The organism is Paraburkholderia xenovorans LB400 (assembly GCF_000013645.1).
GTDB classification, from domain to species: domain Bacteria; phylum Pseudomonadota; class Gammaproteobacteria; order Burkholderiales; family Burkholderiaceae; genus Paraburkholderia; species Paraburkholderia xenovorans.
This window is the reverse complement of sequence record NC_007951.1, coordinates 3,887,885-3,903,063: the sequence shown is the minus strand read 5'-3', so window position 1 is coordinate 3,903,063 and position 15,179 is coordinate 3,887,885. Positions and strand designations below refer to the sequence as shown.

The 15,179-nt window shown below is 63.7% G+C and carries 17 protein-coding genes and 1 tRNA gene; 6 read left to right on the top strand and 12 right to left on the bottom strand.

All coding sequences use genetic code 11. The features are described from left to right. Window positions 1-101: 101 nt before the first annotated feature. The 8 genes from BXE_RS17505 to BXE_RS17470 all read right to left on the bottom strand — a co-directional run bounded on the left by BXE_RS17505 (window position 102) and on the right by BXE_RS17470 (window position 7,606). Window positions 102-1,298 (bottom strand): pyridoxal phosphate-dependent aminotransferase, encoded by a 1,197-nt coding sequence (locus BXE_RS17505; RefSeq protein ID WP_011489562.1) that lies wholly within the window; start codon window positions 1,296-1,298, stop codon window positions 102-104. 142 nt (window positions 1,299-1,440) lie between these two features. Continuing rightward, on the bottom strand, window positions 1,441-1,875 hold the full coding sequence (gene nusB, locus BXE_RS17500; protein WP_011489561.1) for a transcription antitermination factor NusB: 435 nt from the start codon (window positions 1,873-1,875) through the stop codon (window positions 1,441-1,443). Then, entirely contained in the window at window positions 1,872-2,378 is a 507-nt protein-coding gene (ribH, locus tag BXE_RS17495) for a 6,7-dimethyl-8-ribityllumazine synthase (RefSeq protein WP_011489560.1), read from the bottom strand. The genes nusB and ribH overlap by 4 nt, the downstream gene beginning before the upstream one ends. A gap of 49 nt (window positions 2,379-2,427) precedes the next feature. Continuing rightward, window positions 2,428-3,564: a bifunctional 3,4-dihydroxy-2-butanone-4-phosphate synthase/GTP cyclohydrolase II gene (ribBA, locus tag BXE_RS17490; protein ID WP_011489559.1), complete on the bottom strand. Its 1,137-nt coding sequence runs from the start codon at window positions 3,562-3,564 to the stop codon at window positions 2,428-2,430. A 202-nt stretch (window positions 3,565-3,766) separates the two neighbouring features. After that, a complete protein-coding gene (locus BXE_RS17485) occupies window positions 3,767-4,381 on the bottom strand; it encodes a riboflavin synthase (RefSeq protein ID WP_011489558.1) in 615 nt (204 codons plus the stop codon). Window positions 4,382-4,396: 15 nt separating this feature from the next. Then, complete coding sequence (gene ribD / locus BXE_RS17480) at window positions 4,397-5,566, bottom strand: bifunctional diaminohydroxyphosphoribosylaminopyrimidine deaminase/5-amino-6-(5-phosphoribosylamino)uracil reductase RibD (protein ID WP_011489557.1); 1,170 nt, start codon at window positions 5,564-5,566, stop codon at window positions 4,397-4,399. A 71-nt stretch (window positions 5,567-5,637) separates the two neighbouring features. Next, complete coding sequence (gene hemL, locus BXE_RS17475) at window positions 5,638-6,921, bottom strand: glutamate-1-semialdehyde 2,1-aminomutase (protein ID WP_011489556.1); 1,284 nt, start codon at window positions 6,919-6,921, stop codon at window positions 5,638-5,640. A gap of 139 nt (window positions 6,922-7,060) precedes the next feature. Further along, window positions 7,061-7,606: a hypothetical protein gene (locus tag BXE_RS17470; RefSeq protein ID WP_011489555.1), complete on the bottom strand. Its 546-nt coding sequence runs from the start codon at window positions 7,604-7,606 to the stop codon at window positions 7,061-7,063. 285 nt (window positions 7,607-7,891) lie between these two features. Here BXE_RS17470 and BXE_RS17465 point away from each other — a divergent pair, with 285 nt between their 5' ends. From BXE_RS17465 to BXE_RS17455, 3 genes are all read left to right on the top strand, one after another. Then, entirely contained in the window at window positions 7,892-9,112 is a 1,221-nt protein-coding gene (locus BXE_RS17465; protein ID WP_038458574.1) for a Bcr/CflA family multidrug efflux MFS transporter, read from the top strand. Between the two features lie 121 nt (window positions 9,113-9,233). Further along, window positions 9,234-9,464: a hypothetical protein gene (locus BXE_RS17460; RefSeq protein WP_038457419.1), complete on the top strand. Its 231-nt coding sequence runs from the start codon at window positions 9,234-9,236 to the stop codon at window positions 9,462-9,464. A gap of 193 nt (window positions 9,465-9,657) precedes the next feature. Then, window positions 9,658-10,062: a RidA family protein gene (locus tag BXE_RS17455; protein WP_011489552.1), complete on the top strand. Its 405-nt coding sequence runs from the start codon at window positions 9,658-9,660 to the stop codon at window positions 10,060-10,062. 188 nt (window positions 10,063-10,250) lie between these two features. Here BXE_RS17455 and BXE_RS17450 read toward each other — a convergent pair. The 4 genes from BXE_RS17450 to rph form a co-directional block, all read right to left on the bottom strand. Next, a tRNA-Ser gene (locus BXE_RS17450) sits at window positions 10,251-10,340 on the bottom strand. Between the two features lie 56 nt (window positions 10,341-10,396). Beyond that, window positions 10,397-11,626 carry a radical SAM family heme chaperone HemW gene (hemW, locus tag BXE_RS17445; protein WP_011489551.1) on the bottom strand — a complete coding sequence of 410 codons (1,230 nt, stop codon included), beginning with the start codon at window positions 11,624-11,626 and terminating at the stop codon, window positions 10,397-10,399. Continuing rightward, window positions 11,623-12,270 carry an RdgB/HAM1 family non-canonical purine NTP pyrophosphatase gene (rdgB, locus tag BXE_RS17440; protein WP_011489550.1) on the bottom strand — a complete coding sequence of 216 codons (648 nt, stop codon included), beginning with the start codon at window positions 12,268-12,270 and terminating at the stop codon, window positions 11,623-11,625. Before rdgB ends, hemW begins: the two co-directional genes overlap by 4 nt. Beyond that, on the bottom strand, window positions 12,263-13,003 hold the full coding sequence (gene rph / locus BXE_RS17435) for a ribonuclease PH (protein WP_011489549.1): 741 nt from the start codon (window positions 13,001-13,003) through the stop codon (window positions 12,263-12,265). The genes rdgB and rph overlap by 8 nt, the downstream gene beginning before the upstream one ends. 208 nt (window positions 13,004-13,211) lie before the next feature. On the opposite strand from rph, the gene BXE_RS17430 reads away from it, so the two are divergent. From BXE_RS17430 to rpoZ, 3 genes are read left to right on the top strand one after another with little or no spacing between them, the layout of a single operon-like run. Further along, the gene (locus BXE_RS17430; protein WP_038457434.1) at window positions 13,212-14,135 is read left to right on the top strand and encodes a YicC/YloC family endoribonuclease; all 924 of its coding nucleotides are present in this window, start codon (window positions 13,212-13,214) and stop codon (window positions 14,133-14,135) included. An 18-nt stretch (window positions 14,136-14,153) separates the two neighbouring features. Further along, complete coding sequence (gene gmk / locus BXE_RS17425) at window positions 14,154-14,831, top strand: guanylate kinase (RefSeq protein ID WP_011489547.1); 678 nt, start codon at window positions 14,154-14,156, stop codon at window positions 14,829-14,831. Window positions 14,832-14,891: 60 nt separating this feature from the next. Then, on the top strand, window positions 14,892-15,095 hold the full coding sequence (gene rpoZ, locus BXE_RS17420) for a DNA-directed RNA polymerase subunit omega (protein WP_006025620.1): 204 nt from the start codon (window positions 14,892-14,894) through the stop codon (window positions 15,093-15,095). The last annotated feature ends 84 nt before the right edge of the window (window positions 15,096-15,179 follow it).

Sequence of the window (15,179 nt, the reverse complement as noted above, 5' to 3'; positions counted from 1 at the left end):
GCCGCGGGAGCAACAACAAAAAAGGACACTCTGATGAGCGTCCTTTTTTTCGTCTGGTGGTTGGATGCGGCTGAGGCGGGTTGAGGGCGCCGTTGCTTTGCTCAGTCCTTCCCGAAGAGCTTCGCCAGGCGGCCGACCGCTTCTTCCAGCTTCGGATAGGCAGTGGCGTACGACAGCCGGATGTAGTCCTTCGGCGCGTGCGTGCCGAAATCCATGCCCGGCACCAGTACCACGCCCGCGTCGTGCAGCATGGCCCTGGTGAGCGCCGCGCTGTCTCCCGCAGCCGGATGTGCGACCGTACGGCAATCCGCGTACACATAGAACGCGCCGTCCGGCATGAGCGGCACCGAGAAGCCGAGCGATTGCAGCGCTGGCGCGATGAAGTCGCGGCGACGCTTGAATTCCAGACGCCGCGCTTCGTAGATCGCGATCGTGTCCGGTTCGAAGCAGGCGAGCGCCGCGTGCTGGGCCAGCGCGGAGGCGCAGATGAACAGATTCTGCGCGAGCTTTTCGAACGCGCTGACCATGCCGGGCGGGACCACCAGCCAGCCCAGACGCCAGCCCGTCATGTTGAAGTACTTCGAGAAGCTGTTGACGGTGATGACGTCGTCGCCGAATGAGAGCGCCGAGATGGGCTTCGCGTCGTAGCTCAGACCCTGGTAGATTTCGTCGACGATGGTGAAGCCACCACGTGCCCGCACGGCCTTGACGATGCGCTCCAGCTCAGCCGGTTCGATCGACGTGCCGGTGGGATTCGACGGCGACGCGAGCAGCACGCCGCGGGTGCGCTCGTTCCAGAGCCGCTCGACGTCGGCGGCGGTCAGCTGGAAACGTTCAGCCGGGCCGCTCGGCACCATGACCGGCTTGCCTTCGGCGGCGATCACGAAATGACGGTTGCACGGATAGCACGGGTCGGGCATCAGCACTTCGTCGTCGCGATCCACCAGCGCCGCGCACGCCAGCAGCAATGCCGCCGATGCACCGGCGGTGACGACGATTCGCGCCGGATCCACGCTGACACCATAGAAGTCGGCGTAATGCGCCGAAATCGCTTCGCGCAGCGCATGCAGGCCAAGCGCGTTGGTATATTGCGTGACGCCGCGGCGCAGCGCGCTCGCGGCTGCCTCGATGACCGGCTCGGGTGCGGTGAAATCGGGTTCGCCGATTCCCATGTGAATGATGTCGCGTCCGTCGCGCTCGAGAAGCGCGGCTTCCTTGGCCAGCTCCATCACGTAGAAAGGCTGGATGGCATCCACGCGGGCAGCAAGCCGCACCAGGGGTTCGGTCACGGAGTTCATACGGTCAAATCCAGTTCAGAAGCAAAAGCGGGACGGCGCGTTGCGCGTGCGTGCGCGGCGCGCTGTCCTTGCAAGCGGTTTCGTTGCGCTGCATTCAGCAAGGCGCATGACGGAAATCACATCGTGGTCATGCGCCTCGCGCTCAACGCTTGCGGGCCGCCTGCGTTTCATCCTCCCGCAGCTGGGCCGACAGCTTGTCCAGCACGCCGTTCACGTACTTGTAGCCGTCCGCGCCGCCGAACGTCTTGGCGAGTTCAACCGCTTCGTTGATGACCACGCGATAAGGGATATCGAGGTGATTCTTCAGTTCGAACGCGGCGACCAGCAGCACGGCGCGTTCGACCGGCGAGAGCTGCTCGATCGGCCGGTCGAGACACGGAGCGATGGCCGCGGACAGTGCTTCCGAGTCGCGGATCACGCCGTGCAGGACGGCGTCCAGATGTTCGTGGTCTGCCTTGTCGAAGCCTTGCGCGCCGCGCAGTTGCGCGTCGATTTCGCCACCGGGCGAGCCCGACAGCAGCCACTGGTAAAGCCCCTGCGTGGCCAGTTCGCGGGAGCGTCGGCGTGCGCTCTTCATGCCTCTTCCTCTTCGTCTTCTTCCTCGTCGTCATCGCCGCCGAGTTGTTCCAGTGCGACCGCGAGATTCGCCATTTCGACGGCCACGCGCGCCGCGTCGCGACCCTTTTCGGTCATGCGTGCAACGGCCTGCTCGTCGTTTTCGGTAGTCAGCACCGCGTTCGCGACCGGAATGCCGAAGTCGAGGCCGATACGCGTGATGCCCGCGCCGCTTTCGTTCGACACCAGTTCGAAGTGGTACGTTTCGCCGCGGATCACCGCGCCGAGCGCGATCAGTGCGTCGAATTGCGCGCTTTCGGCGAGCTTTTGCAACGCCAGCGGGATTTCCAGCGCGCCCGGCACGGTGACGAGCAGCACGTCTTCACCCGTCACGCCGAGGCGTTCGAGTTCTTCGATGCAGGAGTCTGCGAGACCATTGCAAACGGGTTCGTTAAAGCGCGCCTGGACGATGCCGATACGCAGTCCGTCGCCGTCGAGATTCGGTTGATATTGTCCGATTTCCATGTGAATTCCGTAGTGTTTTGAGTGAGCGCCAAGCGCGTGAATGGTCGGATCAGCCTTGTTGCGGAGCCTGCGCGGTGCTGCCCGGCATCGGCACGAAGCCCGTGACTTCGAGACCGTAGCCCGACATGCTGCCCAGCTTGCGCGGGTTCGACAGCACCTGCATCTTGCCGACACCGAGCTCACGCAGGATCTGCGCGCCGATGCCGTACGTCTTGAAGTCGACCGGCCGGCGTTTGAGCGCCTCGGCTCTTTCCTTCGAGTCGAACGCCTTGAAGACGTCGATCAGATGGTCTTTCGAGTCGCCGCAGTTCAGCAGCACGATCACGCCGCAGTCGCGCCTCGCAATCTCTTTCATGGCCGCGTCCAGCGTCCACGAGTGGGTGGATTCGCCCACTTCGAGCAGATCCAGCACCGATAGCGGCTCATGCACGCGCACCAGCGTGTCCTGATCCGTGCACGGCGTGCCGCGCACCAGTGCGATGTGCGGCTGGCCGCTCGGCTGGTCGAGATACATGACCGCGCGAAACGCACCGTGCGCCGTCTGCATGGTGCGCTCGCAAATGCGCTCGACGATCGATTCCGTGCGGCTGCGATAGTGGATCAGATCCGCGATGGTGCCGATTTTCAGGCCGTGCTCCTTCGCGAATTCCATCAGGTCCGGCAGGCGCGCCATCGTGCCGTCGTCGTTGATGACTTCGCAGATCACCGCGGCCGGCGTGAGGCCTGCCAGCGCGGTGAAGTCGCAGCCCGCCTCGGTGTGGCCGGCGCGCACCAGCACGCCGCCGGGCTGGGCCATGATCGGGAACACGTGGCCCGGCTGCACGATGTGCTCGGCCTTGGCGTCCGGCGCGACTGCGGTGGCGATCGTGCGGGCGCGGTCGGCTGCCGAAATGCCGGTGGTGACGCCTTCAGCCGCTTCGATACTGACGGTGAACGCCGTGCCGTACTGGGTGCCGTTGCGATAGGTCATGAGCGGCAGGTTCAGCAGCTTGCAGCGTTCCTGCGTGAGCGTCAGGCAGATCAGGCCACGGCCGTAGCGGGCCATGAAATTGATCGCTTCCGGCGTGACGAATTCGGCGGCGATCACGAGGTCGCCCTCGTTTTCGCGGTCTTCTTCGTCGACGAGGATCACCATCCGGCCGGCTTTCAGTTCGGCGATGATCTCTGGAGTGGAGGCGAGCGTCATGAGTTGGCGAGAGTTTCGAAGAAAGCGCGTATTTTACGCCACGCGCGTCCCCAAGTCGCCTCCGCTGAACGGCATAGGCCGTTTGGCCGACTGGCGATGAGCCGTCCGCCGTTGCTATGCTCGTTGAAAACGATGGACGCATGAACCGGCTGAAAGCGGCGGAGCGCCGCCGCCAGCGCATGCGTGGCCGGGTTGCGGTCTGTTATTTCGGTGCGTTCAGCATCCGCTCCACATACCGCGCAATCAGATCAATCTCCAGATTCACCCGCGTGCCTTCACGCAGATGTTTGAGCGAGGTCACTTCGACCGTGTGCGGAATCAGGTTGATCGAGAATTCGCAGCCATCGTCGCGATCTTTAACCGAGTTGACGGTCAGGCTCACGCCGTTGACAGTGATAGAGCCTTTGTACGCCAGATAGCGGCCGATCTCGCGCGGCGCCAGCACGCGCAGTTCGTGCGATTCACCAACCGGCGCGAAATGCGTGACCGTGCCGAGGCCGTCCACGTGACCGGAAACGATATGGCCGCCGAGCCGGTCGTGCGCGCGCAGCGCTTTCTCCAGGTTGACTTCGCCAATCTCGCCGAGGCCTGCCGTGCAGTTCAGGCTCTCGCGCGACACGTCGACTTCGAACGAATGGTCGGTCCTGGCGACCACGGTCATGCAGGCGCCCTGGATCGTGATGCTGTCGCCGAGCTGCACGTCGCCGAGATCGAGGCCACCGGCTTCGACGTTCAGGCGCACGCCCGCGTCGCCGTTCGTGCCGAGCGGCTTGACTGATTCAATGCGGCCCACGGCCGCGACGATTCCTGTGAACATGGTGCTAATCCTTGATCAATTCGAAACGGGTTGGGGCGCGGGCTCGCCGCCGGGTTCGGGGATGGCCTGAGGCGCGGGCGGCGCCATAAAGCGCGCGAGAATCCGCAGATCGTCGCCGATCCGGTCCACTGCGTGGAAGTGCAGTTTCACGCGATCATCGAGCGTCTCAGGGGTGGTCAGACTGAACATGCTCATCGAATCCATGCCGAGCAGGCTTGGCGCGAGATACACGAGCAGTTCGTCGACACAGCCTTCGCGCAGCAGCGAGCCATTCAGCTTGTAGCCTGCCTCGACATGCAGTTCGTTCACGTTGCGCTCGCCGAGCACTTTCAGTACCGCGGGCAGATCGACCTTGCCGGCCGGGTTCGCCAGTTGGACGATCTCGGCGCCGCGATCGCGCAACGCATTGGCGCGATCGGTATGGCGCTGATCGAGATTGCCGCAGAAGATCAACGTGGGCGCGCCGGCCAGAATCTGCGCCTCCGGGGGCACGTCGAGCTGGCTGTCGATCAGCACGCGTTGCGGCTGGCGCGGCGTGTCGACGGCGCGCACCGTCATGCGCGGATCGTCTTCCCTGACGGTGCCGATACCGGTCAGGATCGCCGACGCGCGCGCGCGCCAGGCGTGGCCGTCGGCGCGCGCCGCTTCACCGGTAATCCATTGGCTGACGCCTGAAGGCAAGCCGGTGCGGCCATCCAGCGAGGCCGCGACTTTCATGCGTACCCACGGGCGGCCGCGGGTCATGCGCGAGACGAAGCCGATATTGAGTTCGTGCGCTTCGTTGGCGAGCAGTCCGCAGCGCACCTCGATGCCCGCGTCACGCAGTATGGCGAGACCGCGTCCGGACACGAGCGGATTGGGATCTTCCATCGCCGCGACCACGAGCGCGACCTGGGCTTCGATGAGCGCGTTGACGCACGGCGGCGTGCGGCCGAAGTGGCTGCATGGCTCCAGCGTCACGTAGGCGGTGGCGCCGCGCAGATCATGGCCGCGCGAGCGCGCATCTTTCAAGGCGCGGATCTCGGCGTGATCCTGACCGGCCGGCTGAGTGAAGCCTTCGCCGATCACCGCGCCATTCTTGACGAGTACGCAGCCGACCCGGGGATTCGGGTCGGTGGTATACATGCCGCGCCTGGCCAACGCGAGCGCGCGTTCCATATGGACGAAATCGGTTTGCGAAAACATCGGTGTCCGGTTGGGTACGGTGGCCAGGCTGTAATGAGCGTCAGTCCTGACGGTGTGTGGTCTCGGCGGTTTCAGGCCGCGAGCGAGGCGAATGCGCCGCGCGCGGCGTCGATCGTCGCGTCGATGATCGCGTCGTCGTGAACGATCGAGACAAAGCCTGCTTCATAGGCCGAGGGCGCAAAGTACACGCCGGCATCCAGCATCTTGTGGAAGAACGCATTGAAACGCGGCACGTCGCTTTGCGTGACTTCGGCGAAGCTGGTCGGGATCGACTCCGTGAAATAGAGGCCGAACATGCCGCCGAGCGAGTCGGCCGCGAACGGCACCCTGGCTTCACGCGCGACATTCGCGAGACCTTGTGCGAGGCGCGTGGTGCGCGCGGCGAGTGTGTCGTAAAAGCCGGGCGCCTGGATCAGCTGCAGCGTTTTCAGACCGGCCGCGACGGCGATCGGGTTGCCCGACAGCGTGCCCGCCTGATAGACGCCGCCGAGCGGCGCGAGGTGAGCCATGATGTCGCGCCGTCCGCCAAAGGCCGCCGCCGGCATGCCGCCGCCGATCACCTTGCCGAGACACGTCAGATCCGGCGTGATGCCATAGACCTCTTGCGCCCCGCCCAACGCGACGCGGAAGCCGCACATCACTTCGTCGAAAATCAGCACCGAGCCGTACTCGCTGCACAGGCGCCGCAATGCTTGCAGGAATTCGGGCGTGGCGCGCACGAGGTTCATATTGCCGGCCACCGGCTCGACGATCACCGAGGCGATCTCGTTGCCGAACGCCTTGAACGCTTCTTCGAGTTCGGCGACGTTGTTGTACTCGAGCACGGTGGTGTGCTTCGCAATATCGGCGGGCACGCCAGCCGAAGTCGGATTGCCGAAGGTGAGCAGGCCCGAACCGGCCTTGACCAGCAGGCTGTCCGCGTGGCCGTGATAGCAGCCCTCGAACTTGACGATACGGGTGCGGTTCGTGAAGCCGCGAGCCAGACGCAGCGCGCTCATGGTCGCTTCGGTGCCGCTCGACACCATGCGCACCTGTTCGATGGAGGGCACCAGCTTGCAGATTTCTTCGGCGATCTCCACTTCCGATTCGGTCGGCGCACCGAACGAGAAGCCGTTGCCCAGCACGCGCTGCACGGCCTCGAGCACCTCCGGATGGACGTGGCCGAGGATCATCGGGCCCCATGAGCCGATGTAGTCGATATAACGCTGGCCGTCCGCATCCCAGAAGTAGGCACCCTGCGCCCGTTCGATGAAACGCGGCGTGCCGCCGACCGAGCGGAAAGCGCGGACCGGCGAGTTCACGCCGCCGGGAATGGTGCGTTGTGCGCGCTCAAAGAGGGTTTCGTTTTTGGACATGGCGATGACCGGAATGTGGGTTGCGCAGCGGCGCGGGTTGCCCGTGGGCGGTTCGCGCGGCGCTGGGATAGGTGGGGAAATTGTACCGGAGTCAGCGTGAAGAGGCTTTGCGCGTAACCCGGCGGAGCGGGCCGCCCGCTCAGTTTTTGCGCACGCCTTTCGCGGCTGCGTGCTTTTTTGCCGCGGCGTGCGCCGTGACCTTGCTCGAACGCGTGGGGCCCGGCTGCGCATCGAGCCTGGGCGGCTTGCGCTTGCCGGTGAGTTCCGCCCAGCGCTTTTCCAGCGCGCCTTCGGCGATCGGCTTGATCACCGTTCCCGAACTCTGCGCGTCCCACGTCTGCACGGAAAATGGATGCGTGCGCAACATCTCGCGTGGAATCACCACGCCTTCATGGGCATCGACCAGCCAGTCGTACACGAAGTCGATGCATAAACGGTAGCCTCGCTTCGTCGCTGCGTCCGGGACTTCGTACGGCGCACGGGTCACATACCCGGAGCCGAAAATGCCCTTCGGTTCCTGCGCGACACGATGCAGGAAGACGCGATCGCCAGGCAGGATGCCGCGCGCGAATCCGCAGCCCCACACGTCAGTCACCGCGACACCGGTGGCGACGCGTTTGGCCACGTCGGGCAACTCGGGCCAGGGCCATTTCCTGGGGCTCCAGATCAACAGGAATGCGGTCATCGCAAGATCGACACGTGATGGTTGGGAAGGGCACCTCGAACAGCGCCGCGAACAGTTCATGCGTAGCCGCAAGCGTTCTGGCGGCAGCTTAACCGATCAGCGGCGCGCCTGCCGTGCATCGTCGATGTCGTTCGGGCCGCTTCGTGATCACCGTCGCCAACCTGTACGAAGTCGAAGTCCGCGAGCGCATTAACCGTCGAGTACAATTGAAACTGTCAGGTTGCTGCTTTCCCCGTTTCACCTGTTCCGCTGCCGATGGCGGCGCGGCGCTTCATCTGGATTCCCATGTCTCACGTCACCAGAAGCCGGCCCGATGGCCGGCTGATTCTGTTGCTCGGTGCGCTCGCCGCATGCGGGCCGATTTCGATCGATATGTATCTGCCGAGCCTGCCGACCATCGCGCAGGCGTTCGCTATCAGCACCGGCGCTGCGCAGACCACGCTCACCAGTTTCATGTTCGGCTTTTCGATCGGTATGCTGCTGTATGGTCCGCTGTCGGATACCTATGGCCGCCGGCCGGTGCTGCTCGGCGGGATCGTCATGTATGCGCTGGCCAGCGTGGCCTGTGCGTTGTCGTTCTCGATCGGCTCGCTGGTGATATTCCGGTTCGTGCAGGCGCTGGGCGCGGGCGCGGCTTCGGTGCTGGCGCGCGCCATTGCACGCGACGCCCACGGACCGGCCGACGCCGCCCGCGTGCTGTCCATGCTCGCCATCGTCACATCGATCGGGCCTTTGCTTGCGCCGCTGATCGGGGGGCAGTTGCTGCTGCTCGGCGGCTGGCGCGTCGTCTTCATCGTGCTGACGCTGTTCGGTACGGTGTGTGCGGTCACCGCGTTTCTCAAGGTGCCGGAAACGTGGCCGCGCGAGAAGCGCGCGCAGTCGGCGCTGCTGAAATCGTTCGGCGCATACGGCAAGTTGTTGCGCGATCCGGTTGCGTGGGGGCACATGCTGTGCGGCGGCATGGCGTTCGCGTCGATGTTCGCGTACATCACGGCAACGCCGTTCGTCTACATCGAGTATTTCCATGTGTCGGCGCAGCATTACGGCTTCCTGTTCGCGTTGAATATCGTCGGCATCATGTTCGGCAACTTCATGAATACGCGGCTTGTCGGCCGGCTTGGCCCGCTGCCGCTCATTTCTTTTGCCGCAACCGTGAGTTGCATTGCCTCGCTGTTCGTCTGTCTCGTATCGCTGACCGGTTGGGGCGGTCTGTGGTCGATCGTGTTCGGCCTGTTTTTCGTGGTCGGTGTGGTGGGTCTTCTGTCCGCCAACTGCACGACCGATCTGATGCATCGCTATCCGGTGAATGCCGGTGCTGCGGCTGCGGTGTTCGGCGCCGTGCAGCTGGCGCTCGGCGCGCTGTCGAGCCTCGCGGTCGGACTCTGGCAGGATGGCTCGCCCAAAGGTATGGGCGTGGTGGTGGGCGCGGCGGGCCTGCTCTGTTATCTCGGCCGGATTCTGGTCGTCAGGTGGCACGGAACCAGGGCGCCCGTTGCTGTCGTTTAAAGCCTGGTGAGGCGCAAGCCGCGCGGCGTCTACGGAAAAAACACCAGGTGTTGCGCGCACGCGACCGTGCGTCTCAATTTGCATTGCTATGATGGAGCCACTGTTCCTCGGAGCGGCAATCATGGCGATCAGAGATTTGATGAATGGCGAACGGCAACACGCTGCTTTCGCTGAAGCGCAGAAGCTGGCAGACAGCGGCGCCTATCACGATTACACGGACATCGAATACGTCTTGCGCTTTGATTACGGCTTGTCTGATGTATCGGCGCTGCTCGACAGTCAGTTGATGCATCGCGACCTGAATCGCCGTTGCGCGGATGCGCGTGAAAAGCTTGAGATGCTTGGCGTGTGAGGCGTGCGGCGCGCAGTCGGGCGCCTCACCGTTCAAGCAAGCCGGTTGCGTGCGGCGTTTTGTCTGGAGTGGGCAAGGCTCGCGCGTTGCATGATGGTTCGCGTGGTCGCTTCATCGCTTATGCGCAACGGGATGCAGCCGCGCGAACGACTCGCGTGCAGCGTCATGCGTTGTCACATCTGGAGTGGTATTCATGGCTGACAGTCAGCACGGCTCGCATCTGCCGCGTACAGAAAATCCTGCCACGCTTTCGAAGCCGGGTGGCCACTATAGTCACGTCGCGATTGCGAATGGCTTTGTGTTCGTCTCGGGACAACTGCCGATTACCCCGCAAGGCGGCAAGCTGTCCGAGGCGTCGTTCGAGGTTCAGGCCGAACAGGTGCTGGCCAATGTGCAGGCGGCGCTCGAAAGTGCGGGCAGTAGCGTCGCGCAACTGGTGCAGGTGCGCGTCTACATTGTCGATGTCGAGCATTGGATGAGCTTCAACCAGATCTATGCGCGGTGGGCGGGCGAAGCTCGGCCGGCGCGCGCCGTCGTGCCGGTTCCTCAACTGCACTACGGCTTCAGGATCGAGGTCGAGGCGACGGCGCTGGTTTAGGTGGTGAGCCTGGCATCCTGATCGCGTGGTGGCTTTTTGCGCATCTCCATTTCAAAAGCCTGATGCGCGAAAGCCCGCTTGTGGCGGGCTCAAGGGATGTCATATGAAGTCTGGCGGCGAAGTTCAGCGGCTGCAGCGCCGAGGCCGTCTTTTCTGCAAGACGCCGAAAGCTCGGCGCCGGTCTGTTCTGGCGGAGGCGGTGAGATTCGAACTCACGGAAAGATTGCTCCTTCGCCGGTTTTCAAGACCGGTGCCTTAAACCACTCGGCCACACCTCCAAGCCCTAAATTGTAACCTGAAAAAACCTCGTTGCGGCATGCTGCGCGATCCGCAATCACTGCGGATCTTTCAGAAACAGCTCCTGCAGATCGTTCAGGAACGCCTGGCCAAGCGGCGTCGGCGCAATCTTTTCGTGGTCGCGCGTAATCAGCTTGCGCCGTTCGGCTTCTTGCAACGCCGGTTCGATCGACGTCATCGACATTCCCGTGCGCTCGATGAACCGATGCACCGGAAACCCTTCCACCAGCCGCAGCGCGTTTAGCATGAACTCGAACGGCAGATCGCGCGTCCCGACTTCATGCTCTTCCTGCACCGCCGTGCCGGCCTTAGCCTGCTCGATGAAGGTGGTGGGATGCTTGTAACGCGCCTGACGCAGCACGCGATTCGGAAACGAGAGCTTGGTATGCGCCCCCGCACCAATGCCGAGATAGTCGCCGAAGCGCCAGTAGTTCAGATTGTGCCTGCTCTGCCGATGCGGCCGCGCATACGCCGACACCTCATACCGTTCATAACCCGCGGCTGAGGTGCGCTCGTGAATCCAGTCCTGCATGTCGGCGGAGGCATCGTCGTCGGGCAGGGCGGGCGGGAACTTTGCGAACAGCGTGTTCGGTTCGAGCGTCAGGTGGTACAGCGACAGATGCGGCGGCGCGAACGACAACGCCATCTCGACATCGGCCTGGCATTCGGCGAGCGTTTGCCCCGGCAGCGCGAACATCAGGTCGAGATTGAAGTTGTCGAAGGTGGTTGACGCCACCTCAACGGCATGGCGCGCCTGCGCCGAATCATGAATGCGGCCGAGCGCCTTCAGATGCGCTTCGTTGAAACTCTGAATACCCACCGAGAGCCGGCTCACACCACTCGCGCGAAACTGCGCGAATTTGTCGGCTTCGAACGTGCCGGGGTTGGCTTCGAGCGTGATTTCCGCGTCGGCGTCGAGCGGCAGCAGCGCGCGCACGTCCGACAGCATGCGATCGAGCCCGGCCGCCGACAGCAGGCTGGGCGTGCCCCCGCCGATGAACACCGTATGCACCTGGCGTCCCCAGACGAGCGGCAGCGCCATTTCCAGATCGGCGCGCAAGGCATCGAGATATTCGGTTTCCGGGAACGTGTCGCCTTTCCATTCGTGCGAATTGAAGTCGCAATACGGACACTTGCGCACGCACCACGGGAAATGCACGTACAACGCCAACGGCGGCAGCGACGTCAGCCGGATGCTGCCCGGCGACGTGAACGCCTTGATGACGCCATTGCCGATATCGGCGGGCGCGGGCTTGATCGGAATCACGCTTCCTCCGTCAGGCGCGCGAGCAGTTGCCGCAATGCAATCGCGCGATGGCTGCCGGCGTTTTTCACCGCTGGATCGAGTTCGGCGGCGCTCGCATTCAGCGCGGGCAAAAAGAAGTACGGGTCGTAACCGAAACCATGCGTGCCGCGCGGCGCATCGAGCATTTCGCCGTGCCAACGGCCTTCGGCGATCAGCGGCTCGGGATCGTCGGCGTGACGCACCAGGGCCAGCACGCAGAAGTAATACGCGCGCCGGTCGGTTTCGCCGCGCAACGCCGACATGAGATGGGCGTTATTCGCCGCGTCGCTCTTTTCGCCGCCGGCAAGTTGCGCGTAGCGCGCCGAATAGACGCCCGGTGCGCCGCCCAGCGCGCGCACGCAGAGCCCGGAGTCGTCGGCAAGCGCGGGCAGGCCGGTCAGCTTCGCCGCGTGGCGCGCCTTGGCCAGTGCGTTTTCAACGAACGTGGGATGCGGCTCTTCGGCTTCCGGCACGTTCAGCTCGCCTTGCGCAATCAGTTCGATGCCCGCGGCGCCGAGCAACGCCGCGAACTCGCGCAGCTTGCCCGCGTTGTTCGACGCCAGCACGACTTTTTTCAACGGCGAACCGGATGCGGCCGCGCCGTTGACCTGCTTCACCTCATTCACCCTTTTGCTCCAGCGCCGCCTTCTGCTTCGCGATCAGCGTATTGATGCCGTCGCTCGCCAGATCCAGCAGCGCGTTCATTTCGTCGCGCGAGAAAGGCACGCCTTCGGCGGTGCCCTGAATTTCGACGAAGCCGCCGGCGCCTGTCATCACCACGTTCATGTCGGTGTCGCACTGCGAATCTTCGTCGTAGTCGAGGTCCAGCACCGGCAGTCCGTCGTACACGCCGACCGAAATCGCCGCGACGTAATCGGTAATGGGCGAGCTCTCGATGCGGCCCGTGGCCAGCAGTCTGGCTACCGCGTCATGCGCGGCCACGAACGCGCCGGTAATGCTGGCCGTGCGCGTGCCGCCGTCGGCCTGGATCACGTCGCAGTCGATATGCAATGTGCGCGCGCCGAGCTTCTCGAGATCGAACACCGAGCGCAGCGCGCGGCCGATCAACCGCTGGATTTCCTGGGTGCGGCCGGTCTGTTTGCCGCGCGCGGCCTCGCGGTCGCTGCGGGTGTGCGTGGCGCGCGGCAGCATGCCATATTCGGCAGTGAGCCAGCCCTGGCCGCGGTCGCGCAGAAACGACGGCACGCTCTCGGCGATGCTCGCGGTGCAGATCACTTTCGTGTCGCCGAATTCGACCAGCACCGAGCCCTCCGCGTGCTTCGTGTAGTGGCGCGTAATGCGCACGTCGCGCAGCTGGTCGGCCTGGCGGCCGCTCGGGCGTTGGGTGTTGTTGGTCATGTTGGAATCGGTCAGGAAAAAAGCGGGAGGGAAAGCGCGATTTTACAGCCGATCGGGCACGGCGGCTGCCCGCATCTACCTTGGCTCTCCGAGGGGGCCGTCGCCAAAAATGGGATAATGCCGTTTCCCCGCCCCGCGTCTCGTACACGCCGGGCGATTCGACTCTCCGGCCATCGTCGAACGCATGGCCACAATCGCGAGAAATACGATGATCTACAGCATGACTGGCTATGCGAGCGCCACGCGCGAACTCGTCGGGGCCTCAGGCACAGGCGGCGTGAGCGTATCGGTCGAACTGCGCACGGTGAACTCGCGCTTTCTCGATCTGAACTTCCGCATGCCGGAAGACGTGCGCGTGAGCGAACCCACGCTGCGCGAAATGTTGATGAACAAGCTGTCGCGCGGCAAGGTCGATATCCGTATCAATCTGCAACGCAGCGAGCAGTCCGCCAACGCGGGCTCGATCAATCGCGAAGCACTGGCGCAACTCGCGCTGCTCGAACGCACGGTGCTCTCCACGTTTCCGGAAGCGGGGCGGCTGCGTACCGGCGAAATTCTGCGCTGGCCCGGCATTCTTGCGGAAAGCGGCGTGGCGCCCGAAGTGCTGCGCGACGCCGTGCTCGCGTGCGGCAAGCAGGCCATTACGGACCTGATCGACGTGCGCGCCCGCGAAGGTGCGCAACTGGCGACCATGCTGCTCGCCAACGTCACCGAAATGGAAGCGATCGTCACGAAGATCACGCCGCTCGTGCCGGAACTGATCGCCAAGCACCAGCAGAAGATTGTCGAGCGCTTGCAGGAAGCGCTCGGTATCGCCGCGCCGGATACGGCGGCGACGAGCGTCTCGCGCGAAGAAATCAATGAACGGATTCGCCAGGAAGTGACGATGTACGGCATCCGTATCGACATCGCCGAAGAACTGTCGCGCCTCACGGCACACCTGAACGAAACGCGTCACGTGATCCAGAAGGGCGGCAAGGTCGGCAAGCGCCTCGACTTCATGATGCAGGAGCTCAATCGCGAAGCGAACACGCTTGGTTCGAAGGCGGCCGCGAAGGAACTGGCGGATTCGTCGATGACCCTGAAGCTGCTCATCGAACAGATGCGCGAACAGGTACAGAATCTGGAATAAGGCTGGAGCACCACAAAAATGACCGACCACCACACACGCGAAACGCCGCGCAATCCGTACGCCGGTGCTTACCCCGGCAACCTGTTCATGGTCGTCGCGCCTTCGGGCGCGGGCAAGTCGACGCTCGTGAACGCGCTGCTCGCCGGCGACGACGCGATCCGTCTGTCGATTTCGTACACGACGCGCCCGCCGCGTCCGAAGGAGCTGGACGGCGAGCACTACCACTTCACCACCGTCGACGATTTCATGAAGCGTCACGATGCCGGCGAGTTTCTGGAAAGCGCGGAAGTGCACGGCAACTACTACGGCACCTCGCGCGTGTGGATCGAGGACCAGATGAAAAGCGGCCATGACGTGCTGCTCGAAATCGACTGGCAGGGTGCGCAGCAGGTGAAAAAGCAGTTTCACAACGCGGTCGAAATCTTCATTTTGCCGCCGTCGCTCGAAGCGCTCGAAGAGCGTCTGAAGAAGCGCGGCCAGGACGAGCCGAACGTGATCACACGCCGGCTGCTCGCGGCCGGCAGCGAGATGGCGCACGCGGCGGAAGCGGAGTACGTGGTGATCAACGAGAACTTCGATCGCGCGCTCAGCGAACTGCAATGCCTGGTGGCGGCGACGCGTTCGCGCTTCGCCTCGCAATACGCGCGCCACACGCAGCTTTTCGTGCAACTCGGCATTCATCTGCCACACGCGTAAGCGCGGCGGTGTATCGAGCACATAAGGTAGAATAAGCAACATACTGAGAAGGAACCCAACATGGCCCGCATTACCGTCGAAGACTGCCTCAAACAGATCCCGAACCGTTTCGAACTCGCGCTTGCCGCAACCTATCGCGCGCGTCAGCTCGCGCAAGGCCACACGCCGAAGATCGAAAGCCGCGACAAGCCCACGGTCGTCGCGCTGCGCGAGATCGCGGCCGGTCAGGTCGGCGTCGAAATGCTGAAGAAGGTGCCTGTTTAAGGCGCACTGTTCCGTTTTCGATTGCGCATTTGCCACACCTGTAATTGATCAACGTGCAGACCGGCGTCCAACCCTAACCGATAC